This window comes from Rhodoblastus acidophilus (genome assembly GCF_900187365.1).
GTDB classification, from domain to species: domain Bacteria; phylum Pseudomonadota; class Alphaproteobacteria; order Rhizobiales; family Beijerinckiaceae; genus Rhodoblastus; species Rhodoblastus acidophilus.
Map to the genome: position 1 here is coordinate 465781 of NZ_FYDG01000002.1, position 24553 is coordinate 490333.

Below are 24553 nucleotides of genomic sequence, written 5' to 3' on the forward strand. Positions count from 1 at the left end.
GCACCCGACAGCCCGAGAAATCACGGAGTTCGCCCATGCTGCTCAATTTTCCCGGAAGCGAAGAGGTCAATTTCGGCGCGATCAAGCCGGAGATCGACGCGCTGCTGCAACAGGGCGTCGTCGCCTATCGCAGCGATTTTTCCCGCGCCGAAACTTTTTTCAAGCAGGCGCTCGACGCCGCGCCCGACGAACTCGCAACTTACTTCTGCCTCTACAAAATTCACACCTACCATGGCGATCTCGACGTCGCGCTGGACATGGCGTTGTCCGGCCTGCGCAAGGCGGCGGCGCAGGCCGGCTGGCCCGACGACTGGCGGCGATGGACGCCGCAAAACCCGTTCCCGGAGGGCGCCGGCCGCTTCGCGCTCTATACGTTGAAAGCCTTGGCCTTCATCCGCCTGCGCCGCGAAGAGGTCGCGCCCGCCAGGGAGATCCTCGACCGCCTCAAGACGCTCGATCCCCAGGGGGAAGTGGGCTGGCCGGTCGTCGCCGCGCTGTGCGAAGGCGTGGCCGGTTGAGACGGGCTGGCGCCACCCTTGCATTTTGAGCTACGACTAGATCAATTAAAACCGCCGTCGGGATTCGGACATGAGCGAAGAAGCAGCTGCCCTGCAGGAACTGACCGAGCAAAAATACAAATACGGTTTCGTCTCCGACATCGAATCCGAATTCGCCCCCAAGGGCCTGAACGAAGACGTCATCCGCTTCATCTCGACGAAGAAGAACGAGCCGGAGTGGATGCTCGACTACCGCCTCTCGGCCTATCGCCGCTGGGTCAACATGGAGGAGCCCACATGGGCCAAGCTCCATTACCCCAAGATCGACTTCCAGGACGCCTATTACTACGCGGCGCCCAAGGCCAAGGAAGGCCCGCACACCCTCGAGGATGTCGATCCCGAACTGCTGCGCACCTATGAGAAGCTGGGCATCCCCCTGCACGAGCAGGAAGTGCTGGCGGGCGTCGAACAGCGCCGCGTCGCGGTGGACGCGGTGTTCGACTCCGTCTCCGTGGTCACGACCTTCAAGGACGAACTGGCCAAGGTCGGCGTGATCTTCTGCCCGATTTCCGAAGCGGTGCACAGCCATCCCGAACTGGTGAAGAAATATCTCGGCTCCGTCGTGCCAGACACCGATAATTTCTACGCCACCCTCAACGCCGCCGTGTTTTCGGAAGGCTCATTTGTCTATATCCCGCCGGGCGTGCGCTGCCCGATGGAGCTTTCCACCTATTTCCGCATCAACGCCGCCAAATCCGGCCAGTTCGAGCGCACGCTGATCATCGCCGACGCCGGCGCCTATGTGTCCTATCTCGAAGGCTGCACCGCGCCGCAGCGCGACGAAAACCAGCTCCACGCCGCCGTGGTCGAACTGGTGGCGCTCGACGACGCCGAGATCAAATATTCGACCGTGCAGAACTGGTTCCCGGGCGACGAGAACGGCAAGGGCGGCATTTACAATTTCGTCACCAAGCGCGCGGATTGCCGGGGAAAAAATTCCAAAGTGTCGTGGACCCAGGTCGAGACGGGATCGGCGATCACCTGGAAATATCCGTCCTGCATCCTGCGCGGCGAGAATTCGGTCGGCGAATTCTATTCCATCGCCATCGCCAACAATTACCAGCAGGCCGACACCGGCACGAAAATGATCCATCTCGGCAAGAACACGTCGAGCCGCATCATTTCCAAGGGCATTTCCGCAGGCAAGGCGCAGAACACGTATAGAGGCCTCGTCAGCATCAACGCCCGCGCCGACGGCGCCCGCAATTTCACCCAATGCGACTCGCTGCTGATCGGCGACCAGTGCGGCGCGCATACCGTGCCGTATATCCAGTCGAAAAACCCCAAGGCCATTCTGGAGCACGAGGCCACCACCTCGAAAATCTCCGATGACCAGCTGTTCTACTGCCTGTCGCGCGGAATCCCGACCGAGGAAGCCGTGTCGCTGATCGTCAACGGCTTCTGCCGTGAAGTCTTGCAACAATTGCCCATGGAATTCGCCGTCGAGGCGCAAAAACTCGTCGGACTCAGCCTCGAAGGGAGCGTCGGCTAATGCTCGAGATCAAAGACCTGCATGTGAACGTCCACGGCAAGGAAATCCTGAAAGGCCTCAGCCTCAAGGTTCCCCCGGGCGAAGTGCATGCGATCATGGGGCCGAACGGCGCCGGCAAGAGCACCACATCCTACACCCTCGCCGGCCGCGCCGGCTACGAAGTGACCAAGGGCGAGATCGACTTTTTCGGCGAAGACGTCACGACGCTGGCGCCGGAGGAGCGCGCCGCGCGCGGCATCTTCCTGGCCTTCCAGTATCCGCTGGAAATCCCGGGCGTCTCCACGATGAATTTCCTCAAAACCGCGATGAATTCGCAGGCGAAAATTCGCGGCGAAAAGGAACTCAACGCCGCCGAATTTTTGCGCGCAGTGCGGGCGGCCGCGAAGGAGCTGAACATTTCGGAAGACATGCTCAAGCGCCCGCTCAATGTCGGCTTTTCCGGCGGCGAGAAGAAGCGCAACGAGACCCTGCAAATGGCGCTGCTCAAGCCCAAGCTGGCGATCCTCGACGAAATGGACTCCGGCCTCGACATTGACGCACTGAAACTGGTGGCGGAGGGCGTCAACAAGCTGCGTTCCCCCGAACGCTCGTTCCTGGTCATCACCCATTACCAGCGCCTGCTCGACTATATCGTGCCGGACGTGATCCACATTCTCGCGGGCGGCAAGATCGTGCTTTCGGGCGACAAGAGCCTCGCCCTGCAACTGGAACAGAACGGCTATGACGCCGTGATCGCCAAGGCAGCATGAGGTTTCCATGACCGATTCGCTCTCAGAATCCCTGCTTGGCGCCATGGAGCAACGGCGCGGCGCCGTCGCGCCCTGGCTCGGCGCGTTGCAGGGCCAAGCCACGGAAGTCTTCAAGCGCGAGGGGCTTCCGAACCGCCGCGTCGAGGCCTGGCGCTATTCCGATCTCGCCAAGGCTTTGCGCGATGACCCTGTCGCGGATGCGACGCCGGTCGTTCCGCCCTCGCTGCAGCGCGCGGCGCTCGCCGCCTTCGTCGATGGCGCGCTCGACGATAACGCGTCGAGCTACGCCCAGATCGGCGCGGTCAATTTGCGCACGGCCTTGGGCGAAAAAGACTCGCCGCTGGCCGCGATCATCGGCAAGGTCTATCCGCAGGCCGGTCATCCCCTCGTCAATCTTAACACCGCCTTGCTCGAAGAAGGGCTCGCGCTGCGCGTGCCCGCTGGGACCAAACTCGACCTGCCGCTGCATCTGCGCTTCCTGTGGACTGGGGCAGGCTCGGACGGCCGTCACCTTCGCCTGCTGATCCAGCTTGAAGAAGGCGCCGAGGCGACGATTTACGAAACGCATGACGGCGCGCCGACCTTCTCGACCGTCGTCACCGAATTCACTTTGGCCAAGGGCGCAAAACTCACTCACATCCGCCAGGAATCGTTTTTGGCCGGCGCGCGGCAGGCGGCGGTCACCCTCGGCGAAATCGCCGACAAGGCCACTTATCGCGCCTTCTATTTCTCGCAGGGCGGCCAGTTCGCCCGCCACGAAGCGCTGCTGAAACTCGCCGGCGAGGAGGCCCATGCCGAACTCGACGGCGCCGTGATGGTGGCCGGCGGCCGCCATTGCGACAACACCACGGTGATCGAGCACGCCGCGCCCAACGCGACGTCAAATCAGGTGTTCCGCTCGGTGCTGGCCGGTTCGGCGCGTGGCGTCTACCAGGGCTGCATCAAGGTCGGGCAGGTCGCGCAGAAGACCGACGCGCGCCAGTTGAGCCGGGCGCTGCTGCTGTCGCACAAGGCCGAAATCGTCACCAAACCGGAGCTGGAAATTTTCGCCGACGACGTGAAGTGCAGCCACGGGGCCACCGCCGGCGAACTGGACGCCAACGCGCTGTTCTTCCTGCGGGCGCGCGGCATTCCCGAGGCCGAGGCGCGCGCGATGCTGATCGAAGCCTTCTTCGGCGAGGCGTTGGACAAGATCGAAAACGAAATTTTACGCGAGGCCGTCGCGAAAAACGTGAGCTTCTGGCTCACCACCCATGCCGGCGAGGCCGCCCATGTCGAGTAATCTCGCCCTCAAGGACATCCCGCATTTCGACGTGCGCGCCATCCGCGAGCAATTTCCGATCCTTTCGCGCACGGTGCATGGCAAACCGCTGGTTTATCTCGATAACGGTGCGTCAGCGCAAAAGCCGCAGGTGGTGCTGGACGCGCTGATGCGCGGTTATTCGGAAATCTACGCCAACGTTCACCGCGGCGCGCATTTCCTTTCCGGCGAATCCACCGTCGCCTTCGAACAGGCGCGCGAAACCTGCCGCGCCTTCGTCAACGCCGCCAAATCAGACGAAATCGTGTTCACCAAGGGCGGCACCGAGGCGATCAATCTGGTCGCCTCCTCGCTGGGCGCGGAAATCTCCGAAGGCGATGAAATCATCGTCTCGGAAATGGAGCATCACTCCAACATCGTCCCCTGGAATTTTCTGCGCGAGCGCAAGGGCGCGGTGCTGAAATGGGCGCCGGTCAAGGACGACGGGTCGTTTGACCTCGACGGTTTCGCCGCCCTGCTGACGCCGAAAACCAAAATCGTCGCCATCACCCATATGTCCAACGTGCTGGGCACGCTGAGCCCGGTGGCGGAGATTGCAAAACTCGCCCATGGCGTCGGCGCCAAGGTGCTGATCGACGGCTGTCAGGGCTCTGTCCACGAGATCGTGGACGTGCAGGCGCTCGACGTCGATTTCTATGTCTGCACCGGCCACAAGCTCTATGGCCCCACCGGCATCGGCTTTCTCTACGGCAAATACGACCTGTTGGCGTCGATGCAGCCGTATCAGGGCGGCGGCGAGATGATCGCCGACGTTTACAAGGACAAGGTGACCTACGCGGCCCCGCCGCATCGGTTCGAGGCGGGCACGCCGCCGATCGTCGAGGCCATCGGTCTCGGCGTGGCGCTCGATTTCATGATGAGCCTCGACCGCGGCGCGGTGGCGGCGCATGAGGCCGCGCTGCTCGCCCATGCGACGGAAGAAATCGACAAGATCGGCAAGATCCGCATTTTTGGCCGCGCGCCGCACAAGGGCGCGCTGGTGACCTTTGACGTGGAAGGCGCCCATCCGCAGGACGTCTCGACCATTCTCGACCGCGCCGGCGTCGCGGTTCGCGCGGGTTCCCATTGCGCGCAGCCGTTAATGACCAAGCTCGGCCTCACGGCGAGCGCCCGCGCCTCCTTCGCGCTCTACAACACGCACGAAGAAGTCGAGATTTTCGTCAAAAGCCTGCGCCGCGTGCTGGAGCTGTTCGCATGAATGAGACGCCCGTTTTCAGCGACGAAGCCGTTCCGCTTCCCGAATGGACCGGCGATCTCGAACAGGACGCCATCGCCGGGATTCGCACGGTGTTCGACCCGGAAATTCCGGTGAACGTCTATGACCTCGGCCTGATCTACCGGCTCGACGTCTCCAATCCCGAGCAGATCGAAATCGACATGACGCTCACCGCGCCGGGGTGCCCGGTGGCGGGCGAACTGTTGAAGCGGGTGGAGCGGGCGGTGCTGCTCGCGCCGGGCGCCAAGGCGGTCAAGATGAACCTTGTGTTCGACCCGCCGTGGAGCCCCGCCAACATGTCCGACGAGGCCAAGCTGGAATTAGGGATGCTCTAGCCTCGATCGCGAAGCGACTCCCTTTATTGGAGGCAGGAATGGAATTGTTCGCCGTTTGCAGCACATTCGAGATCGAGGACCATTCCGCGCGGGGCTTTGTCCTGCAAAAAGCCGTTGAAAAGGACGGGCAAAAGGTCGGCGAACCCTGGCCGATCGTGATTTCACGCAAGGGCAGAAACTACTACGGCTTTGAAAATTCCTGCCCGCACCAAGGCAAGCAGCTGGACGCCGGCCTGGAAGACTTCATGGACGAGGCCGGCAATTTCATCGTCTGCCGCCACCATGGCGCGCAATTCGACCTTGACAGCGGCGCCTGCTTCTCAGGCCCCTGTCAGGGCCAGAATTTAAAGACGATCCAGATCGTCGTCGATGACGGCGACGTCTGCATCGCCGGCGTCGAACTTTTCGAGGAAGACGGCCTGGACCTCGAGGACGAGGGACCGGGCGTGATGATCACCAGCGACTGAGTTTCGCCAAATCGCACAAACGCATGGCACCGGGCCGCAAGGCCCGAACGATGACGCGCGCTCGTCCGCCCGCCTCCACACCCAGCAGGAGCCCCGATATGCTCGACACGACCGAATTGGTGAAGCGCAAGAAGGCGATCAACATGGGCGTGGTCTTCGCGGACCCCGACCTGTTCCTCGCCCATTTCGAGCCGTGGCTGGAGATCACCGCCTTCGTCTCGGCGCAGCGCGCCGGCGAAGCGACGACGTCCGCCGATGGCGTCACGCCCAAGCTCACGCCGCAGCAATTGAAGAGCGGCGGCGTCAGCGCGGTGGCGAACGACGCGCTGTCCGCCTTCGCCATGACGGCGGCGCTCAAGGGCGACCGCGCCGCGCTGGAAAAGGTCAAGTCGAGCCTGCTGGAAAAATTCGGCGTCGACTTTCCGGGCGCCCCGGCGTTCTGGAGTTTCGATGGCGACATCGCCGAGGCCGTCAGCCTGGAAGACCATGTCGGCCAGGCCGCGCAAAAGCTGCTCGACGGCCCGCCGCCGCCGCCGCCGATGCGCGCCAAGGAAAACTGGAGCGCCGGCCTGCGCTTTCTCGAAAAGGCGCGCGGCTCCAATTTCGCCCAGGAAATCCTCTATGCGCTGGCGTTGTGGACGCGCGCCAAATGGACGGAGACGCTGGAAAAAGGCGTCGCCTTTCTCGCCCATATCGAGGATAATGTCCCCATCCTGCGCGAGGCGCTGGCCGAGTCCCGCAACGACGAGGCTTTCGTCGCCAACATGCTGTTGAAAATGGCGCCCGCGATCGAGCAGGATTTGTCGGACGAAGCGGCGGGGTTTCTGCGCTCGCTCGCCCGCCGCGCCTGATCGGGAGCCGCCATGACCTTCATCGCCATGAACCGTTTCCGCGTCGCCCTGGGACGCGAGGCCGAATTCGAGGAGGTCTGGCGCAACCGCCAGAGCGACCTCCCGGACATGCCCGGCTTTGTCGTGTTCCACCTGTTGCGCGGCGCCTCCGATGAGGAGGCGACCACCTTCGTCTCGCACACGATCTGGGAAAGCGAACAGGCTTTTGAGGCCTGGACCAAATCCGAGGCGTTCCGCCGCGCCCATTCCGGCGCGCCGAAGACGCAGGGGCTTTATCTCGGACCGCCGCGCTTCGAGGGCTTCGTCGCCGTCTCCGAAACGAAAAAAGTCTAGAGCGGCGGCGGCGCCGGCCGCAGCGGCGGCGTGAGTTCGCCAAGCCGCAGCGGCTTGGCGAGCAGCGGCGCGCCTGGGCGGACGGACCCCGTTCGAGTCCGCTGCGGATACCGGTCCGCGGCGCGAAGAAAACGCCGCAGGCGCGCGGGATTTCGGCGAGGGGCCAGACCATGCGCCCGCGAGATCGCCGTCGCGCACGGCGGCGTCGCGTTGGTCGGTTTCGGCCAGGTTCAGCGCGACCAGCGCCGCGTGCTCGACCAGGAGATTGCGCGCCCGCGCGGCCTTACCGCCGCGATCCCCCACGCTCAGACTCTGGCAGGCGATCGCCGCCGCCAAGAATCGATAGGCCAAGAATCGACAGGCCAAGCACATGCGTCGCCGCGGCGCCCGTCGCGCTGAACGGCAGCAGCAGCCGTTCGGCTCCGAGCGGGGCGCCGTCGCCGAAATCGAAGCGCAGCCGATCGTGACGCGGCGCCGCGTCCTCGGCGCAACAGCGGAACGCCGTGGGATCCTCCCCCTGCAATTCCGGCGGCGCGGCGCGGCCGATCTGCGCAAGACTCAAGCCCCCCTTCGGCTGGACCGACGCCAGCGTCAGCGCGCCCACGGCGACAAACCGGCTCCAGTCGAACTGCGACAATTGCGGCAATTCGCCACGCGGGCCGCGCAGCCGCGCCCACTGGTCGTAAAAGGCGCCGAGCGCCTCGCTCGCCAGCGCGCGGCGCAGCGGCGCGACCGGGACCAGCCCGCCGAGGCGGTCGAGAGGCGCCTCGAACCGGTAATGAAAGCCGTCGGGCGCATGGACCAATTCCGGCTCACAGGCGAATTCGGCGGCGGCGATGCGCGAAAGGATGGTCGCGCCGAAGCCCGTTTCGCCGGGCGGCGCGGGGGACTCATAGCGTTCGCGCCAGTCGAACGCGAATTTGGCGCCCTCCGCCGTCTTCCTAACGTCCCATGTCACGCGCAGGGCGCCGTCCGGGCGCGACAGCGCGCCGAATTTGGCGGCGTTGGTGGTCAGTTCGTGCACGATCAGCCCAAACGTCTGGGCCGCCTTGACGGTGAGCACGAACGACGGCCCCTCGACCTCGGCGTGCGGAAAAGCCGCCAAGGCCGTGTTCACCAACCGGTCCAGCCGCGCCCCGCCGAAGCCCTCGTCGATCAGGGCTCCGTAAGTGGCGGCGAGCGCCTGCAGCCGCCCGAGAAACGCCGCGCGCGCCTCCGCCAGCGAGCGCCCGTCGGCGAGGCTGCGCTGCGCGATGGATTGAACCACCGCCAGCAGGTTCTTGCCGCGATGCTCCAGTTCCCGCATCATCGCCCATTGCCGCTCCTCCGCGCGCTTGCGGTCGGAAATGTCGGCGATCACGGCGATCAGGCCGGCGAGCGCGCCATCGTCGGCGCGCAGGCATGACAGCGCGGTTTCCGTCCACACCGCCACGCCGTCCGACCGAACCAGCCGCGTCTCCATCGTGCAGCGATCGACAACGCCGGCGCGCAACATCTCCAGGCAGGCCGAGGCGGCGTCGATGTCGTCCGGATGCGTCAGGGCGCCAAGGGGCGCGTTCGCCAGCAGTTCCTCGGCCGAACGCCCGACGATGCGCAGCAGCGCGGCGTTGGCGCGCTGCCAGCGGCCGTCCGCGGCCAGTTCCGCCATGCCGACCGCCGCGCCGTCGAACACAGCGCGATAACGCTGCTCGCTTTCCGCCAGCGCCAGTTCCGCCAGCTTGCGCCCGGAAATATCCAGATGCGACACGATGGCGCCCATGGGCAACTGGGGGTCAAGCGCATCGGCGGTCATCAGGAACCAACGCCGCTCGTTCGGCGCGTCGCACGGATATTCCATCTCGAAATGAGCGACGGCGCCGCAAAGCACCGCCTCCAGCCCCACCAGCGCCTGCCGGGCCGTGGCGTCGGCGCCCGAGGCGCGGCGGCAGACGTCGAGATAATTGACGCCGACGGCGACGCCGAACGCGCGCGAGCCCGCGCCATTATCCCTGGCGAAATCGGTCCAGGCGCGGTTGACGAGCATGATGGCGCCGGTTTCATCGAGCACGGCGACATGAGCCGGGAGCGCCTCAAAGCCGCGACGACATTGAGCTTCGGCGGCGCGTCGCGCGAATTCCGCGCTGTCCCGACCCGGTTCCTTCATGCGCCTCGCGCGCTCCGCTTTTTCAGCCTCTTTGTAGCGGGAAATCGTCGTCAGCAAAAGAGGGAGCCAACGTCACGCCGCCAAACGCGACCGGAGCGTCAAAATCACGACATTTTACGAGGCAAACCCGACGTTTTCGCCGGGGATTCCGCCCGCCGTCCATTCGGGCGAATGGCGCGGCCCATGCATGGGCCAAGCACCCGGACAGAACGAAGCCGGACGTCGCGGGTGGGTTTCAAGGAGCGGCCATGAACGCGACTTCCTTTTCTTATTTCGTTTCCGCCGTGGACGCCGACGTCGCGGTGATCCTGGGAACCAATGAATTCGCCTCGGCGCTCGCCGTGACCTTGCGCAAGAACGGCTACCACGTCATTCTCAGCCACGAGCCCTGCCCGCCGGTGCTGCGCCGCGGCATGGCCTTCGACGACGCCCTTTACGACGACCCCTGCGAACTCGACGGCGTGCGGGCCCGCCGCGCCGAAGACGCCGTGCAACTCGCCAATATCGCCGCCGAGCCCGCCTGCGTCGCGGTGACGCCGCTGCAATTGAGCGACCTGCTGGCGCTGCGCCGCATCCAGGTGCTGATCGACGCCCGGCTCAAGCCGTCGAGCGCCACCCCCGATTACCGCCGCTATGTCGGCCTGTCGGTCGGGCTGGGCGACCATTTCGCCATTGGCGAGAATTGCGACCTGGCGTTCAAGGCCGCGCCCACCCATTGCTTCGCGCTCGACGATTGCCGCGCCCGGCGCCCGTGCGAACGCGTGGTGGCGGTCGACGATCCCGCCTTCGCCTTCGCGCCGGCGCGCGGGGCCTGGCATACCCCGCTGGAGATCGGCGCGGCCGTGCGCAGCGGCGATCTGATCGGCAGGATCGGCGCGTCCTCGGTGCGCGCGCGCCGCGACGGCGCGCTGGTTGGCCTCGCCCGCGACGGGCTGGCGCTGCCGGAAGGCTCGCCGCTGGCCGAAATCGCCGACGGGACCGCCACGACCCGCGGCGTCGACCCCAGCGCCAAACTCCTGGCCAAGTCCGCGCTGACCGCGATAAAAGGCACGGTGAAACGCCACCCGCTGAAATGACGCCGCCATGATTTGCTTTTTCGATTCCGAGCTTGAACGCCTGCTGGCGGACGATGTCCCCTTTGGCGACCTCACCACCGACCAGCTCGGACTCGCCGGCGCCGCCGGCCGCATGGATTTTTCCGCACGCGGCGCGATGGTTCCGGCCTTGGTGGAGGCGGCCGCGCGCCTGCTGGAGCTCGCCGGCGCCAAAGTCGCGCTTTCCGCCCGGAGCGGCGACGCGCTGGCGGCGGGCGCGCCGATCCTGTCGGCGCAAGGTCCGGCCCCCGCCCTGTTGCGCGGCTGGAAGGTGGCGCAGACCCTGATTGAAATCTGGTCGGGCGTCGCCAGCGCCACGCGCGACATTGTCGAGGAGGCCCGCGCCGCGTCGCCCGACATTTGCGTCGCCGGCACCCGCAAGAACACCCCGGGGACCAAGAAATTCGCGGCGGCCGCCGTCGAAAGCGGCGGCGCGGTGATGCATCGGCTCGGTTTGTCGGAAACCATCCTGGTGTTTCCCGAACATTTGGCCTTCCTGCCCGGCGCGTCGCTTGAAGAGATCGCGACAAAACTGCGGCGCCAATCGCCGGAGAAGAAACTGGCGATCGAGGTGAAAAGCCATGACCAGGCGCTCGCCGCCGCCCGCGCCGGTTTCCATCTGATCCAGGCCGAAAAATTTTCGCCCGCCGAAATCGCGCGGCTGGCCGGGGCGCTGCGCGGCCTGCATGGCCGGCCGTTGCTCGCCGCGGCGGGCGGCGTCAAACGCGACAATGCGCGCGCCTATGCCGAAGCCGGAGCCGACATCCTTGTCACATCGGCGCCATATTCCGCGGCGCCCAAGGATGTGGCAGTCAGCTTTGTCGTGGATTGTCAGGCTTCCACGCCCAAGCTTTAGCCCTGTTTGTACAATATGCGACAAATTTGGGCGCGGAGAGGGCAAGGCGCCTGTTTTTTGGCGTTTCCCACGTCACCGCCTGAGCGTATCGTTGTCGCATGTCGGACGTCCCTGGGAAACCTGTGGGGAAACCCTCTGGGCGAACCTTGAAAGGCCGTGGATGTGACGCCTTCCGTCCATGCGCCCGACGTCCTTTGGGACCAGAAGACGGTGATATGGGCCTGACCTGTCATCGGGAGCCGAACCATGGGTTCAGCTGAAAAAGTAGTCTTCGAACCGGCTTATAAGGACGTCGCCCTCGCCGGCGTCTATGAGATTTCGAAAATCCTGACCGGCGCGCAGTCGCTCGACCGCACGCTCGGCGCGGTGATCGCGGTGCTCGCCTCGTTCATGCAGATGCGGCGCGGCTTCATCCTCGCGCTCGACGAGGACGGCGAGCCGGAAATCACCGCTTCGTCCGACGCCTCCGCCAAGGGCGGCGGCGCGAAAACCCTGCTGCCGCAAAAGGTGATCGACCATATCGTCGCCACCGGCGTGCCGCTGGTGATCGAGGATATTTCCTCCCACCAGTATTTCACCGGCACCGCCTATCGCCACCTGCTGCCGCCCATGACCAAGGTCAGCTTCCTCGGCGTGCCGATCAAGGTGGACGGCGTGGCCAAGGGCACGCTGACGGTCGATCGCGAATGGAATAACAAGCTCGACTTCCGGCTGGAAGACGACGTGCGCCTGCTCACCATGGTGGCCAATCTGATCGGCCAGGCCATGCGGATGCACGCGCTGATCGCCCGGGACCGCGACCGACTGATCAAGGAGCAGCATCGCCTCGAAAAGGCGCTGGTCGAGGTCGGCGGCTCCAAACCCGCTGCGACGCCGCGCGGCAAATTCGACTTCATCGTCGGCGAAAGCCCGGGGATCAAGACGCTGCTGCAAAAGATCGAAGTGGCGGCGCGCTCCAACGCCACCGTGCTGCTGCGCGGCGAAACCGGCGCCGGCAAGGAGCTGTTCGCGCGAGCGGTGCATGAAAATTCGCCGCGTGCCAAAGGGCCGTTCGTCAAGGTCAATTGCGCGGCGCTGCCGGAAAGCGTGATCGAATCCGAATTGTTCGGCCACGAAAAAGGCTCGTTCACCGGCGCGGTCGGCCAACGCGCCGGCCGGTTCGAACTCGCCGACGGCGGCACGCTGTTCCTCGACGAGATCGGCGAAATCTCCGCCTCGTTCCAGGCCAAGCTTTTGCGCGTGCTGCAGGAGGGCGAGTTTGAACGGGTGGGCGGCGCCAAGACGCTGAAAGTGGACGTGCGCATCGTCTGCGCCACCAACCGCAACCTCGAGGAGGCGGTGGCGCGCGGCGATTTCCGCGCCGACCTTTATTACCGCATCAATGTCGTGACGCTGCTGATCCCGCCGCTGCGCGAACGCCCCGGCGACATCAAACTGCTGGCCAAGCGGTTCCTCGAACAATTCACCCGCGAAAACGGTCTGGAGAAAAGCTTTTCGTCCCCCGCGCTCGAGCGCCTGTCACATTGCGCCTTCCCAGGCAATGTGCGCGAGCTGGAAAATTGCGTGCGGCGCACCGCGACGCTCGCCGGCGGGGCGGAAATCATCGAGGCCGATCTCGCCTGCGCCCAGGGCTGCTGTCTGTCGGCGACGCTGTGGAAGGGGCATAACGCCCTGACGGGACTGCACGCCCAGCCGACGCCCCAGCCGACCCTGCCGCCGATCACCGCCAAACCGGCGGAACCGTTCCGGCCGCCGGTCGAGCCGCACCGGCCCGCGCCCGAACCGCCCGCGCCCGAACCGCCTCTGGAGCCGGTCCTGTCCGGCCCCTGCGCCGACCATGCGGCCGAGGCGGCCGAACGCGGCCTGCCCATCGACTGCCCCTCGCCCGACCATTGCCCGGTGGTCCATCCGGGAAAAAGCGAGCGCGAACGGCTGATCGAGGCGCTGGAAAAGACCGGCTGGGTGCAGGCCAAGGCGGCCCGCCTGCTAGGCCTGACCCCGCGCCAGATCGGTTACGCGCTGCGCAAGCAGAATATCGACATCAAAAAGTTCTAAACGTACATTTTTGGCGAAGTTCGTACGTGACGGCGCCATTTCCCCTTCCCACATAGATCGTCGCGGGGCCGGAGTCCTCACGGACTGCGGTCCCGCGCGGGAAAAGGGGGCCGCTGGCGCGCGCCTTGCTTGAGTCTTGGCTCGAATGAGGTTTCGATGACTTTGACCGACGATGGCGAAGCCGCCGAAGATTGGACCGGGCAAAAATTTTCCTGTCAGGATTGCCTGCACCAGAAATTGCGCGAGGGCGGGCGCTGCGTGCTCGGCCGCATTTGCGTGCGCGACAAGCGGACGCGGCGCATCGACAATTTCTTCGCCAAGAACCCGGAATACGCCGGAGACTATATCGACCATCTCTATTTCGAGGTGCGGGCGCTGGCGGCCAAATACGCCAACCCGTTCCAGGTCGCCCGGCTGATGAAGGACCCGGAGGCGGAGGTCCGCGCCGTGGCGGCGCTCAAGCTGCCGCTGGCCCGCGTCCGCGACATGCGCAACGACAAGAGCAGCGCGGTCCGGCAAGCCTGCGCGCTTCGGCTGGAAGGCGCGGATCTCGTCGCGCTGGCCGGCGATGACGAGGAGCCAGTCCGCCTCGCCGTGGCGCGCCGTCTCGACCCGACGCTGTTGCCCATGCTGCTGGACGATTCCTCGCCGGCTGTGCGCCGCGAGGTCGCCGCGCGCATTCCCGTCAATCGGCTTTATCCGCTGCTGAAGGACGACGACGCGCTGGTGCGCCGCGCCGCCGCCGAACGCGCCGCTCCGGATTCGCTGGCCATGCTGGCGAAGGATCCCGACCTGCGCCTGCGCTACGTGGTGGCCGACCGCGCCCCGCGCGAGGTGGCGATCCGCCTCGTCAACGACCCCGACGAGGAAGTGGCGCGGCGCGCACGGGAGCGGCGCGACGAGGCGTGAACGCTCGCGCTGAGCGCCCCTCGCCTCCACCCGCGCGCCTTGCGTCAATCCGAATGGATGCGTGACGTCCTCGACGCGACTGTCGCCGGGGGCGCGGCCTTGCGTTTCGTCGCCGACAGGACGGGCCGCAACGGTCGTCGCCATCGCCAGCATGCGCGCCGTCCGCTTCGTCCGCCACGCCCGGAGCTTGCCCAACACGCCTGTCGCAAGTGTGACAGCCTGGTTGCCTCTCGTTCGCGCGGCGAAGATCGAGACCGGCTGTTTCAGCCCATTTCCCAAGGATTCCGAAATTTCCGCCGGTTGGTACGGAGCTTGCGATGAAGGCCGCGAACTATTGCGCGAAGCTTGGTCCCGTCGTGCTCACGGGCCGATCCGCCGGAGGCGAATATGCATTTTGTCGTCTGTATCAAACAGGTGCCGGACTCGGCGCAGATCCGCGTCCATCCGGTCACCAACACGATCATGCGGCAGGGCGTGCCGACGATCATCAATCCCTACGACCTGTTCTCGCTGGAAGAGGCCCTGCGCTGGCGCGACAAGGTCGGCGGCGAGGTCACCGTCCTCACCATGGGTCCGCCCATGGCCAGCGATTCCCTGCGCAAGGCGCTGACCATCGGCGCCGACCGCGCCGTGCTGCTTACCGACCGTTTCTTCGCCGGCTCCGACACGCTGGCCACCTCCTTCGCGCTGTCGGCGGCGCTGAAGAAGATCGGCGAAACCTTCGGCAAGATCGACATCGTGTTCTGCGGCAAGCAGACCATCGACGGCGACACCGCCCAGGTCGGCCCCGGCGTCGCCAAGCGCCTCAGCCTCGAACAGATCACTTATGTCTCCGCCATCAACGAGGTGAACGGCGAAGACGGCACGGTCACGCTGGAGCGCCGCTCCGAAGGCGGCGTGCAGGTGCTCAAGACCAACCTGCCGGCCATGATCACCATGCTGGAAGGCTCCAACACGGTGCGGCGCGGCCGCATCGACGACGCGCTTCGCGCGGCCCGCGCCGAGATCGTCAGCTGGAATGCGAAGGAAGCCGGCATCGAGGACGTCACCATGTGCGGCCTGCGCGGCTCCCCGACTGTGGTGAAGAAGGTGTTCGCCCCCTCGCCGCGCGCCGAAAAGGCCGCGCTGGTCGAAGTGGGCGCCACGCCGGCCGCCTCCGCCGAAGCGCTGATCGAGGCCGTTCTCGCCAAGTCCCCGAAGATCGAGGACGATCTGATCAAACTCGCCTCCGGCTTCTGAATAGGATCGCATGCCGCGATCCCGTCCAGAGTCCCTAGTTGAACGCAACGTTGGCGCGAAAAACCGGCCATCCCTTTTTCGCACGTTGCCTTGAGCCGCAAGATTTAGGAGCTGACCATGAGCGACGCGAAACCCGCAGCCCCCGCCGCCGGCGCCGGCCGCGCTTCCATGAAAAAGGAGTTGCCGGAAAGATTCCGCAACCACAAGCACGTCTGGGTGTTCATCGAAATGGAGCGCGGGGTGGTGCACCCCGTCTCGTTCGAACTGCTGGGCCAGGGCCGCAAGCTCGCCGACAAGCTCGGCGTCGAGTTGGCCGGCGTGGTGATGGGCGCGCCGGGACCAGACATTCTCCACGCCTGCCAGGAGTCTTTCGCTTACGGGGCGGACCTCTGCTACACCATCGAGAATCCCGTTCTCGCCGACTATCGCAACGAGCCCTATTCCAAGGCGCTGACCGCGGTGGTCGAGGCGCACAAGCCGGAAATCCTGCTGCTCGGCGCCACCACGCTCGGCCGCGACCTCGCCGGCTCCGTCGCCACCACGCTGCTGACCGGCCTGACAGCCGACTGCACCGAACTGAACGTCGATGACGACAAGTCGCTGGCCGCGACGCGCCCGACTTTTGGCGGCTCGCTGCTCTGCACCATCTATACGCTGAACTTCCGCCCGCAAATGGCCACGGCGCGTCCGCGCGCCATGCCGATGCCGGAGCGCAAGGAAGGCCGCGAGGGCCGCATCGTGCCTTTCGCCGTCGATCTGCACGAACAGGACATCATCACGAAAATCCTGTCGTTCATCCCGGACCGCGATTCCAACAAGACGAATCTGGCCTTCGCCGATGTGGTGGTGGCCGGCGGCATGGGTCTGCAAGGCCCGGAAAACTTCCAGCTGGTGAAGAATCTCGCCGCCGTGCTCGGCGCCGAATACGGCTGTTCGCGCCCGCTGGTGCAGAAGGGCTGGGTTCCCTCGGATCGCCAGATCGGCCAGACCGGCAAGACCATCCGTCCGAAACTCTACATCGCCGCCGGCATTTCCGGCGCGATCCAGCATCGCGTCGGCGTCGAGGGCGCCGATTTGATCGTGGCCATCAACACCGACAAGAACGCGCCGATTTACGATTTCGCCCATCTCGGCATCGTCACCGACGCGGTCCGGTTCCTTCCGGCGCTCACCGAAGCCTTCCGCAAGCGCCTGTCCCCCCATACGCGCGACCGGATGGCCGGCTGATCAGGAGAGCACGATGATCCAGGAAAAGTTTGACGCCATCGTGATCGGCGCCGGCATGGCCGGCAACGCGGCGGCCTACACCATGGCCTCGCGCGGCCTGAAGGTGTTGCAACTGGAGCGCGGCGAATACCCCGGCTCCAAGAACGTGCAGGGCGGCATTCTCTACGCGGACATGGTCGAGAAGATCATCCCCGAGTTCCGCAACGAGGCCCCGCTGGAGCGTCGTCTGATCGAACAGCGCTTCTGGTTCATGTCCGACAACGCGCATACGGGCATGCACTATCGCAACGACGATTTTAACGAGGAAAAGGGCAACCGCTACACCATCATCCGCTCGCAGTTCGACCGCTGGTTCGCCAAGCAGGGCCAGGCAAAAGGCGTGCTGCTGCTGTGCGAGACCACGGCGGTGGAGCTGATCCAGGATCCCTACGGCAAGGTGATCGGCGTGCGCACCGACCGTTCCGGCGGCCCGATCCACGCGGATGTCGTGGTGCTGGCGGAAGGCGTGAACGGCCTGCTCGGCACCCGCTCCGAACTGCGGCCGCGGCCGCAACCGTCGCAGGTGGCGCTGGCGGTGAAGGAAATGCACTTCCTGCCGGCCGAGGTGATCGAGCAGCGCTTCAACATCAAGGGCGACGAAGGCGTGGTGATCGAAGCCGCCGGAACCATTTCCAAGGGAATGGCCGGCATGGGCTTCGTCTACACCAACAAGGAGAGCGTTTCGGTCGGCCTGGGCTGCCTGGTGTCGGATTTCGCCGAAAACCAGACATCGCCGGCGCATCTGCTCGAACTGTTCAAGAAGCACCCGTCGGTGGCGCCGCTGATCGCCGGCTCCGAGGTCAAGGAATATGCCGCGCATCTGATCCCGGAGGGCGGCTACAAGGCCATCCCCAAACTGTTCGGCAATGGCTATGTGATCTGCGGCGACGCCGCCCAGCTCAACAACGCCGTGCATCGCGAGGGCTCCAACCTCGCCATGACCTCGGGCCGCATCGCCGGCGAGGCGATCTTCCAGATCAAGTCGCGCCGCGACCCGTTCACCGCCGACAATCTGGCGCTGTACAAGCAGATGCTCGACGAGTCCTTCGTCATCAAGGATCTGAAGAAGTACAAGGACATGCCGGACCTGCTGCACACGCAGGCCTCCAACCTGTTCCTCACCTATCCGCAGCTTGTCACCAAGGCGATGGAGAATTTCGTCCGGGTCGACGGCACGCCGAAGATCGAGAAGGAAAAGCACACGTTCTCGAGCTTCCGCAAGGCGCGCGGCGCCCTCGGCCTGCTCGGCGACGCCGTGCGCTTCGCTCGCGCCTGGCGGTGATCGGTCCGGCGCCTGCTGGCGCCGAACTTGCGTAATTCCCTTTATTCGGCGGCGGCTAGGGAGAAATCCGACAGCCCCGCCCAACCGGGTCGGAGGAGTCTCACATGGGCATTGAGGCGCAATTCCAGAAGGTCGAAGAAAAACTCTACCAGAACCGCTATCTGGTCGATGCGGGCCAGCCGCATATCAAGATCGCGCCGCATGAAAAGCCGTCGAAGAACCTGCTGGCCATGACGCATCTGTGCCCGGCCGGTTGCTACAGCGAAGCGGAGACCGGACAGGTCGAGATCGCGGCGGACGGCTGCCTGGAATGCGGCACCTGCCGCGTCTTGTGCGAGCCGTCGGGCGAAATCAGCTGGAACTATCCGCGCGGCGGCTACGGCATCCTGTTCAAGTTCGGCTGATACGGATTTCGACGCGTCGATTCGCTTGAGATAATCTGCCTCCTGGGCGGGAGGACGTGGACTCATGGCGGTCGAAACAGCGGAGTCGCTGGCGTCCCGGCTAGCGCTGCAACAGCGGGCTTTCCTTCGGGACGGCCCGCCTAGCTTTACGCAGCGGCGGGATAATCTGAAAAGGCTGGCCCACGCGGTCAAAGCGTGCGCCGACCAACTCGTCCAGGCCGTCTCCGCCGATTTCGGCCAGCGGTCGCGGCATGAAACGCTGATGGCCGACATTTTCCCGGTCATCGCCGCCGCCCGCCACGCCCGTTTCCATCTCTGGCGCTGGATGCGGCCGCAGCGCGTCTGGCCGGGACTTGAGCTGGCGCCCAGCCGCGCCAGATTGCTGCCGCAGCCGCTCGGCGTCGTCGGCATCGTCAGTCCCTGGAATTACCCGATCAATCTGGCGCTGGCGCCGCTGGTCGCGGCCCTGGCGGCGGGAAACCGCGCGATGATCAAACCGTCCGAACTCACGCCGCGCACAGCGGAGACGCTGGCGGAGATGCTCGGCGGTCTGTTCCCGGAGGAGGAGGTCGCCGTCGTCCTCGGCGGCGCGGACATCGGCGCCGCCTTTTGCGAACTGCCGTTCGACCATCTGCTGTTCACCGGCTCGACCGAGGTCGGACGCAAGGTTCTGGCCGCCACGGCGCAAAATCTCACGCCGGTCACGCTGGAGCTGGGCGGCAAGTCGCCCTGCGTGATCGCACCGGACGCCGATCTCACGCAAGCCGCCGCGCGCATCGCCATCGGCAAGCTGCTGAACGCCGGCCAGACCTGCATCGCCCCGGATTACGTGCTGCTGCCCGCCGGAAAAACCCAGGACTTCGTACGCCATTTCACCGAGGCGGCGACGGCGCTCTACCCGTCCCTGCTCGCCAATCCCGACTACACCTCGATCGTCAGCGACGCCCATTATGCGCGTCTCGCCGGCCTGATCGAGGACGCCCGGCAGGGCGGCGCCGAGATTGTCGTCATCGACCCCGCACGGGAACAGCCGCCCCCGACCAGCCGCAAGCTGGCGCCGACGCTGATCCTCAATCCCGGCGACCATCTGCGGTCGATGCAGGAGGAGGTTTTCGGCCCGATCCTGCCCGTGCTCGACTACCAGAGCTTTGACGCCGCGCTCGATTTCATCAACGCCCGCCCCCGGCCGCTGGCGCTGTATTATTTCGGGCCGGAAGACCTCAATTTGCGCAAGCTGCTGGCTCGGACCCGGGCCGGCGGCGTCACCGTCAACGAGACCATCAGCCATTTCATCGCCGAAAACCTGCCGTTCGGCGGCGTCGGCCCTTCCGGCATGGGCGCCTATCACGGCGAGGCCGGCTTCCGCGCTTTCTCGCATGCAAAACCGGTCTTGCTGCAAAGCCGCCTCAACAGCCGTATCCTGTTGCGCCCGCCCTATGGCAAAGTAACTGAAATGCTACTGCGATTCATGCTGCGGGGTTGATCGCCCCGGCTGAATCGACTAGCCAGTCAGAATCAAGCGCCTTGCCGGACGCGGGCCGGCGCGCGGGGATTTGCCTCAGCCATGTGGATCGTCCGAATCGCGCTGCAGCGCCCCTACACGTTCATTGTGATGGCGCTGACGATTATCCTCGCCACGCCCTACATGCTGTTGACGATGGCGACGGACATCCTGCCGGACATAAACATTCCCGTCATCAGCGTGATCTGGAACTACACCGGCTTCTCCGCCCAGGAGATGGGCAACCGGATCACCGGGCCGGCCGAACGCATCCTCACGACCACGGTGAGCGACATCGAGCATGTCGAGTCGCAATCGTATAACGGCGTCTCCGTCATAAAAATCTTCTTCCAGCCCGGCGCCAATATCGGCTCGGCCATCGCGCAGACCTCCGCGAGCGAGGCGGTGATGGTCCGCACCTTGCCGACCGGCACCACGCCGCCGCTGATCCTGACCTATTCGGCCTCGGCAATTCCGGTGACGCAACTCGCCCTGTCCAGCGCGACGCTGCCGGAACAGGCCGTGTTCGACAACGCCACCAACGTGCTGCGCCCGCAGATCATCACCATTCCCGGCGTCGCCAGCCCCTGGCCGTTCGGCGGCAAGCCGCGCGTCATTTCGGTCGATCTCGACAATTCCGCCCTGCTGGCCAAGGGCCTGGCGCCGATCGACGTCGTCAACGCCGTCAACGCGCAGAACCTGATCCTGCCGTCGGGCACGGCCAAAATGGGGCCGACGGAATTCATCGTCGGCGTCAACGGCTCGCCGACGACGGTGGACGGCCTGAACAATCTGCCGGTGCGCACGGTGAGCGGCGCCGTCACCTATCTGCGCGAAGTCGCCCATGTGCGCGACGGCTTTTCGCCGCAAACCAATGTGGTGCGGCTCGACGGCGTGCGCGGCGTGCTGCAGTCGGTGCTCAAAACCGGCTCGGCCTCCACCCTGCGCATCGTCGACAATCTAAAAACCACCTTGGAGCGCGCCACCAAGCTGCTGCCGGCGGACATCACCGTGCGCAGCCTGTTCGACCAGTCGGTCTATGTGCGCGCGGCCATTTCCGGCGTGGTGAAGGAGGCGCTGATCGCCGCCGGCCTCACCGCGGCGCTGATCCTGCTGTTCCTCGGCAACTGGCGCGCCACCGTCATCATCGCCATTTCGATCCCGCTGTCGATCCTGTCGTCGCTGCTGGTGCTCGACGCGCTCGGCGAAACCATCAACATCATGACGCTGGGCGGCCTGGCGCTGGCGGTCGGCATTCTCGTCGACGACGCCACGGTGACGATCGAGAACATCGAGCGCCACATGCATCTGGGGACCGGACTTTACGAGTCGATCTACGAGGGCGCGGGCGAAATCGCCCTGCCGGCGCTGGTCTCGACCCTGTGCATCTGCATCGTGTTCACGCCGATGTTCTTCCTGGCGGGCGTGTCGAAATTCCTGTTCGTACCGCTGGCCGAGGCCGTCGTCTTCGCCATGCTCGCGTCCTATCTGCTGTCGCGCACGCTGGTGCCGACCCTCGCTTTGCTGCTGCTGCGCGCCCCCGCCGCCCAGGCCGGCCGCCGCAACCTGTTCGCGCGGGCGCAAAAGAAATTCGAAGCTTTTTTCGAGAAAGTGCGCGGCTTCTACATCGTGCTGCTCAGCACGCTGCTGACCCGCCGCAAGCTGATCGGCGGCGGCTTCATCCTGTTCTGGACCGCCTCGCTCAGCCTCTACGCCACGCTGGGCCAGGATTTCTTTCCGGCGGTGGACGCGCCGAGCATTCGCCTGCACATGCGCGCGCCGACGGGAACGCGCATCGAGGAGACGGCGCGCATCGCCGACGAGGTCGACGCCTTCATCCGCACGCAAATTCCGGCGAACGAACTCGACTCTATTCTCGACAATCTCGGACTGCCCTATTCCGGCATCAACCTGTCCTACAGCAACGCCGGAACCATCGGCACGCTCGACGGCGAAATCATGATCGCGCTCAAGAGCGAGCACCGCCCCTCCGGCGAATATGTCCGGCTTTTGCGCAAGAGCCTGCCCGAAAAATTCCCCGGCGTGGAATTCTTCTTCCAGCCGGCCGACATCGTGTCGCAAATCCTCAATTTCGGCCAGCCGGCCGCCATCGACGTGCAAATCCTCGGCGCCGACATGCGCCAGAGTTTTGCGCACGCAGCGGAGATCGCCGAGCAGATCCGCGCGATTCCCGGAGCGGTGGACGTGCATATCCTGCAAAGGCTGGATGCGCCGAGCCTGCGCATCGCCATGGATCGCACCCGCGCCCAGCAGGTCAGCCTGAACGCCAACAGCGTCGCCCAGAACGTGCTGATCTCACTGTCGGGCAGCAACCAGACCACGCCGACCTTCTGGCTCGATCCGCGCAACGCCATCACCTACAATGTCACGGCGCAGACGCCGCAATATCGGCTGACCAATGTGGACGACCTGCTGGCGACGCCGATTTCGGCGGGGGCGTCGGCCGGCGTCGCGCCGCAATTGCTGGGCAATCTCGCCACCATCCAGCCGGGCGTCGAGGCGGCGCTGATGTCGCGCTACAATCTGCGTCCCGCCATCGACATTTATGTCAGCATCGAGGGCCGCGACCTCGGCGGCGTCAGCTCCGACGTCGAAAAAATCGTGGCGCAGGCGCGCGCAAAACTGCCGCGCGGCTATGACGTGTTCCTGCGCGGCCAGGCGCCGACCATGAAAAGCTCCTATCTCGGCCTGGGCGTCGGCGTGCTCGTCGCCATCGTGCTGGTCTATCTGCTGATCGTCGTCAATTTCCAGTCGCTGCTCGATCCGCTGATCATCGTCAGCGCGCTGCCCGCGGCGCTGGCCGGCATCGGCTGGATGCTGTTCATCACGGGCACGCCGCTATCGGTGCCGGCGCTGACCGGCGCCATCATGACCACCGGCGTCGCCACCGCCAACTCGATCCTTCTGGTGTCGTTCGCGCGCGAACGGCTGTCGCAGGGGCTGACGCCGCTGTCGGCGGCGCTTGAGGCCGGGGCGACCCGCATCCGCCCGGTGCTGATGACCGCCTTCGCCATGATCGTCGGCATGATTCCCATGGCCCTGGGCCTGGGCGAAGGCGCCGAGCAGAACGCGCCGCTCGGCCGCGCCGTGATCGGCGGGCTGATCTTCGCGACTTTCTCCACTTTGCTTTTCGTGCCGCTGGTGTTCGCCGGCGCCCATTCCTTCCGCCGCAGGACGCCCGCGCCGTGACGAAAAAGAATCATCAATCCATGGGGCTGCAAAGCCCGGACGGCCAGATACATCTGCCGAAACGCGGCGGCGTCGCGCGCACCGCCAAGGCGTTCGCCCTGCTGTTTCTCGTCATCCTCGCGGTGGGCGCGGGGAGGGTGCTGCTCGGACGCGGCGCGGCTCATGCGGCGCTGGAGGAACAATCGGCGCAGGGCCGGAAAATCTTCGTGAGAACCATCGCGCCCACGCCGAGCAAGAGCGCCAACGCGCTCACCCTGCCCGCCACCCTGCGCGGCGACAACGAAACCGCCATTTACGCTCGCGTCAGCGGCTATGTCCGCGCCTTCGCGGTGGATATCGGCGCCAAGGTACGCAAAGGCCAGATTTTGGCCGAGCTGGAGACGCCCGAACTCGACCAGCAGGTGGCGCAGGCCAAGGCGCAACTGGAGCAAGCCAAGGCGAACGTCGCCCTGGCCGAAGTGGCGCTGAAACGCTGGAAAACGCTGTTTTCGCAGAATTCGGTGGCGCGTCAGGATCTCGACACCAAGCAGAACGCGTATGACACCTCGGTGGCGCTGCAGAATTCGGCGGAAGCCTATCTGCGGCAATTGCAGGAAACCACCGATTTCAAACATGTGCAGGCGCCGTTCGACGGCGTGATCACCGCGCGCAATGTCGATCTCGGCAATCTCATCACCGCCGGCAGCTCCGGCTCGGCCCTGTTCTCGATGGCCCGCCCCGATCCGCTGCGCGTGTTCATCGACGCGCCGCAGGCTTACGCTGGCGGCATCAAGGTCGGCGACAAGGTCAAGGTGACGCAGCCGGAATTGTCGGGCCAGACCTTCGCCGCCGACGTCACCCGCATCGCCGGCGCGATCAATGTCGCCACGCGCTCGCAAACCATCGAACTGGCGCTGCCCAACGCGCAAGGCGCGCTGACGCCGGGCGCCTATGTGCAGGTGTCGCTGCCGCTGCCGCCCAAGGGTCCGCTGTCGATCCCCGCCAACACGCTGCTGTTCCGCTCGGAAGGGCCGAATGTAGCGGTGGTGGACGCCGAAGGCGTGGCGCATCTGCGCCCGATCAACATCGTCAACGACCTCGGCGCCACGCTGGAAATCGCCGGCGGGCTGACGCCGGAGGAAAGGATTGTGATCAATCCGCCGGATTCCATCGCCGACGGCGAGAAGGTCAGCGTGCAGTAGCGGCGCGGCTCGGTTAAAAGTGAAAACGCGGACAGCGCAACATCTTGTTCGTCTTATGTTCCACGTGAAACGAGGCGAACGGCGGCTCTACG

Annotated in this window: 21 protein-coding genes; 20 read left to right on the top strand and 1 reads right to left on the bottom strand. The window is 65.4% G+C overall.

Going from position 1 to position 24553, the window contains the following annotated elements; all coding sequences use genetic code 11:
* Nucleotides 1-35: 35 nt before the first annotated feature.
* The 9 genes from CFB24_RS07460 to hmuQ all read left to right on the top strand — a co-directional run bounded on the left by CFB24_RS07460 (nt 36) and on the right by hmuQ (nt 7321).
* Nucleotides 36-518 carry a hypothetical protein gene (locus CFB24_RS07460; RefSeq protein ID WP_088519936.1) on the top strand — a complete coding sequence of 161 codons (483 nt, stop codon included), beginning with the start codon at nt 36-38 and terminating at the stop codon, nt 516-518.
* 70 nt (nt 519-588) lie between these two features.
* Entirely contained in the window at nt 589-2049 is a 1461-nt protein-coding gene (sufB, locus tag CFB24_RS07465) for a Fe-S cluster assembly protein SufB (protein WP_088519937.1), read from the top strand.
* Nucleotides 2049-2798 carry a Fe-S cluster assembly ATPase SufC gene (gene sufC, locus CFB24_RS07470; protein WP_088519938.1) on the top strand — a complete coding sequence of 250 codons (750 nt, stop codon included), beginning with the start codon at nt 2049-2051 and terminating at the stop codon, nt 2796-2798. The genes sufB and sufC overlap by 1 nt, the downstream gene beginning before the upstream one ends.
* Before the next feature lie 7 nt (nt 2799-2805).
* On the top strand, nt 2806-4080 hold the full coding sequence (gene sufD, locus CFB24_RS07475) for a Fe-S cluster assembly protein SufD (protein ID WP_088519939.1): 1275 nt from the start codon (nt 2806-2808) through the stop codon (nt 4078-4080).
* Nucleotides 4070-5317, top strand: a complete 1248-nt coding sequence (locus tag CFB24_RS07480; RefSeq protein WP_088520129.1) for a SufS family cysteine desulfurase — start codon at nt 4070-4072, stop codon at nt 5315-5317. Before sufD ends, CFB24_RS07480 begins: the two co-directional genes overlap by 11 nt.
* Nucleotides 5314-5670 (top strand): iron-sulfur cluster assembly protein, encoded by a 357-nt coding sequence (locus CFB24_RS07485; protein WP_088519940.1) that lies wholly within the window; start codon nt 5314-5316, stop codon nt 5668-5670. The genes CFB24_RS07480 and CFB24_RS07485 overlap by 4 nt, the downstream gene beginning before the upstream one ends.
* Nucleotides 5671-5708: 38 nt before the next feature.
* On the top strand, nt 5709-6137 hold the full coding sequence (locus CFB24_RS07490; RefSeq protein ID WP_088519941.1) for a Rieske (2Fe-2S) protein: 429 nt from the start codon (nt 5709-5711) through the stop codon (nt 6135-6137).
* Between the two features lie 98 nt (nt 6138-6235).
* Nucleotides 6236-6988: a hypothetical protein gene (locus tag CFB24_RS07495; protein WP_088519942.1), complete on the top strand. Its 753-nt coding sequence runs from the start codon at nt 6236-6238 to the stop codon at nt 6986-6988.
* 12 nt (nt 6989-7000) lie between these two features.
* Nucleotides 7001-7321, top strand: coding sequence for a heme-degrading protein HmuQ (gene hmuQ / locus CFB24_RS07500; RefSeq protein WP_088519943.1), 321 nt, complete (start codon nt 7001-7003; stop codon nt 7319-7321).
* Between the two features lie 283 nt (nt 7322-7604).
* Here hmuQ and CFB24_RS07505 read toward each other — a convergent pair whose 3' ends face one another.
* On the bottom strand, nt 7605-9464 hold the full coding sequence (locus tag CFB24_RS07505) for a sensor histidine kinase (RefSeq protein ID WP_141098384.1): 1860 nt from the start codon (nt 9462-9464) through the stop codon (nt 7605-7607).
* 248 nt (nt 9465-9712) lie between these two features.
* Between CFB24_RS07505 and CFB24_RS07510 the strand changes: the two genes are divergently transcribed.
* The 11 genes from CFB24_RS07510 to CFB24_RS07560 all read left to right on the top strand — a co-directional run bounded on the left by CFB24_RS07510 (nt 9713) and on the right by CFB24_RS07560 (nt 24461).
* Nucleotides 9713-10540, top strand: a complete 828-nt coding sequence (locus CFB24_RS07510) for a xanthine dehydrogenase (RefSeq protein ID WP_088519945.1) — start codon at nt 9713-9715, stop codon at nt 10538-10540.
* Between the two features lie 7 nt (nt 10541-10547).
* Nucleotides 10548-11414, top strand: coding sequence for a ModD protein (gene modD / locus CFB24_RS07515; RefSeq protein WP_088519946.1), 867 nt, complete (start codon nt 10548-10550; stop codon nt 11412-11414).
* Nucleotides 11415-11660: 246 nt separating this feature from the next.
* Nucleotides 11661-13469, top strand: a complete 1809-nt coding sequence (gene nifA / locus CFB24_RS07520; RefSeq protein ID WP_088519947.1) for a nif-specific transcriptional activator NifA — start codon at nt 11661-11663, stop codon at nt 13467-13469.
* 156 nt (nt 13470-13625) lie between these two features.
* The gene (locus tag CFB24_RS07525) at nt 13626-14378 is read left to right on the top strand and encodes a 4Fe4S-binding leucine-rich repeat protein (RefSeq protein WP_088519948.1); all 753 of its coding nucleotides are present in this window, start codon (nt 13626-13628) and stop codon (nt 14376-14378) included.
* Between the two features lie 387 nt (nt 14379-14765).
* Nucleotides 14766-15617, top strand: a complete 852-nt coding sequence (locus tag CFB24_RS07530) for an electron transfer flavoprotein subunit beta/FixA family protein (protein WP_088519949.1) — start codon at nt 14766-14768, stop codon at nt 15615-15617.
* Between the two features lie 117 nt (nt 15618-15734).
* Nucleotides 15735-16844, top strand: coding sequence for an electron transfer flavoprotein subunit alpha/FixB family protein (locus CFB24_RS07535; protein ID WP_088519950.1), 1110 nt, complete (start codon nt 15735-15737; stop codon nt 16842-16844).
* A gap of 13 nt (nt 16845-16857) precedes the next feature.
* Nucleotides 16858-18165 carry an FAD-dependent oxidoreductase gene (locus CFB24_RS07540; protein ID WP_088519951.1) on the top strand — a complete coding sequence of 436 codons (1308 nt, stop codon included), beginning with the start codon at nt 16858-16860 and terminating at the stop codon, nt 18163-18165.
* A gap of 104 nt (nt 18166-18269) precedes the next feature.
* Nucleotides 18270-18569: a ferredoxin family protein gene (locus tag CFB24_RS07545; RefSeq protein WP_088519952.1), complete on the top strand. Its 300-nt coding sequence runs from the start codon at nt 18270-18272 to the stop codon at nt 18567-18569.
* Between the two features lie 64 nt (nt 18570-18633).
* Complete coding sequence (locus CFB24_RS07550; RefSeq protein WP_088519953.1) at nt 18634-20052, top strand: coniferyl aldehyde dehydrogenase; 1419 nt, start codon at nt 18634-18636, stop codon at nt 20050-20052.
* An 81-nt stretch (nt 20053-20133) separates the two neighbouring features.
* Complete coding sequence (locus CFB24_RS07555; RefSeq protein WP_088519954.1) at nt 20134-23280, top strand: efflux RND transporter permease subunit; 3147 nt, start codon at nt 20134-20136, stop codon at nt 23278-23280.
* Nucleotides 23277-24461 (top strand): efflux RND transporter periplasmic adaptor subunit, encoded by a 1185-nt coding sequence (locus tag CFB24_RS07560; RefSeq protein WP_088519955.1) that lies wholly within the window; start codon nt 23277-23279, stop codon nt 24459-24461. The genes CFB24_RS07555 and CFB24_RS07560 overlap by 4 nt, the downstream gene beginning before the upstream one ends.
* Nucleotides 24462-24553: the final 92 nt, after the last annotated feature.

Coding starts and splice junctions, on each gene's coding strand:
- CFB24_RS07460 (WP_088519936.1), top strand. CDS start 36: ATGCTGCTCAATTTTCCCGGAAGCGAAGAGGTCAATTTCGGCGCGATC.
- sufB (WP_088519937.1), top strand. CDS start 589: ATGAGCGAAGAAGCAGCTGCCCTGCAGGAACTGACCGAGCAAAAATAC.
- sufC (WP_088519938.1), top strand. CDS start 2,049: ATGCTCGAGATCAAAGACCTGCATGTGAACGTCCACGGCAAGGAAATC.
- sufD (WP_088519939.1), top strand. CDS start 2,806: ATGACCGATTCGCTCTCAGAATCCCTGCTTGGCGCCATGGAGCAACGG.
- CFB24_RS07480 (WP_088520129.1), top strand. CDS start 4,070: ATGTCGAGTAATCTCGCCCTCAAGGACATCCCGCATTTCGACGTGCGC.
- CFB24_RS07485 (WP_088519940.1), top strand. CDS start 5,314: ATGAATGAGACGCCCGTTTTCAGCGACGAAGCCGTTCCGCTTCCCGAA.
- CFB24_RS07490 (WP_088519941.1), top strand. CDS start 5,709: ATGGAATTGTTCGCCGTTTGCAGCACATTCGAGATCGAGGACCATTCC.
- CFB24_RS07495 (WP_088519942.1), top strand. CDS start 6,236: ATGCTCGACACGACCGAATTGGTGAAGCGCAAGAAGGCGATCAACATG.
- hmuQ (WP_088519943.1), top strand. CDS start 7,001: ATGACCTTCATCGCCATGAACCGTTTCCGCGTCGCCCTGGGACGCGAG.
- CFB24_RS07505 (WP_141098384.1), bottom strand. CDS start 9,464: ATGAAGGAACCGGGTCGGGACAGCGCGGAATTCGCGCGACGCGCCGCC.
- CFB24_RS07510 (WP_088519945.1), top strand. CDS start 9,713: ATGAACGCGACTTCCTTTTCTTATTTCGTTTCCGCCGTGGACGCCGAC.
- modD (WP_088519946.1), top strand. CDS start 10,548: ATGATTTGCTTTTTCGATTCCGAGCTTGAACGCCTGCTGGCGGACGAT.
- nifA (WP_088519947.1), top strand. CDS start 11,661: ATGGGTTCAGCTGAAAAAGTAGTCTTCGAACCGGCTTATAAGGACGTC.
- CFB24_RS07525 (WP_088519948.1), top strand. CDS start 13,626: ATGACTTTGACCGACGATGGCGAAGCCGCCGAAGATTGGACCGGGCAA.
- CFB24_RS07530 (WP_088519949.1), top strand. CDS start 14,766: ATGCATTTTGTCGTCTGTATCAAACAGGTGCCGGACTCGGCGCAGATC.
- CFB24_RS07535 (WP_088519950.1), top strand. CDS start 15,735: ATGAGCGACGCGAAACCCGCAGCCCCCGCCGCCGGCGCCGGCCGCGCT.
- CFB24_RS07540 (WP_088519951.1), top strand. CDS start 16,858: ATGATCCAGGAAAAGTTTGACGCCATCGTGATCGGCGCCGGCATGGCC.
- CFB24_RS07545 (WP_088519952.1), top strand. CDS start 18,270: ATGGGCATTGAGGCGCAATTCCAGAAGGTCGAAGAAAAACTCTACCAG.
- CFB24_RS07550 (WP_088519953.1), top strand. CDS start 18,634: ATGGCGGTCGAAACAGCGGAGTCGCTGGCGTCCCGGCTAGCGCTGCAA.
- CFB24_RS07555 (WP_088519954.1), top strand. CDS start 20,134: ATGTGGATCGTCCGAATCGCGCTGCAGCGCCCCTACACGTTCATTGTG.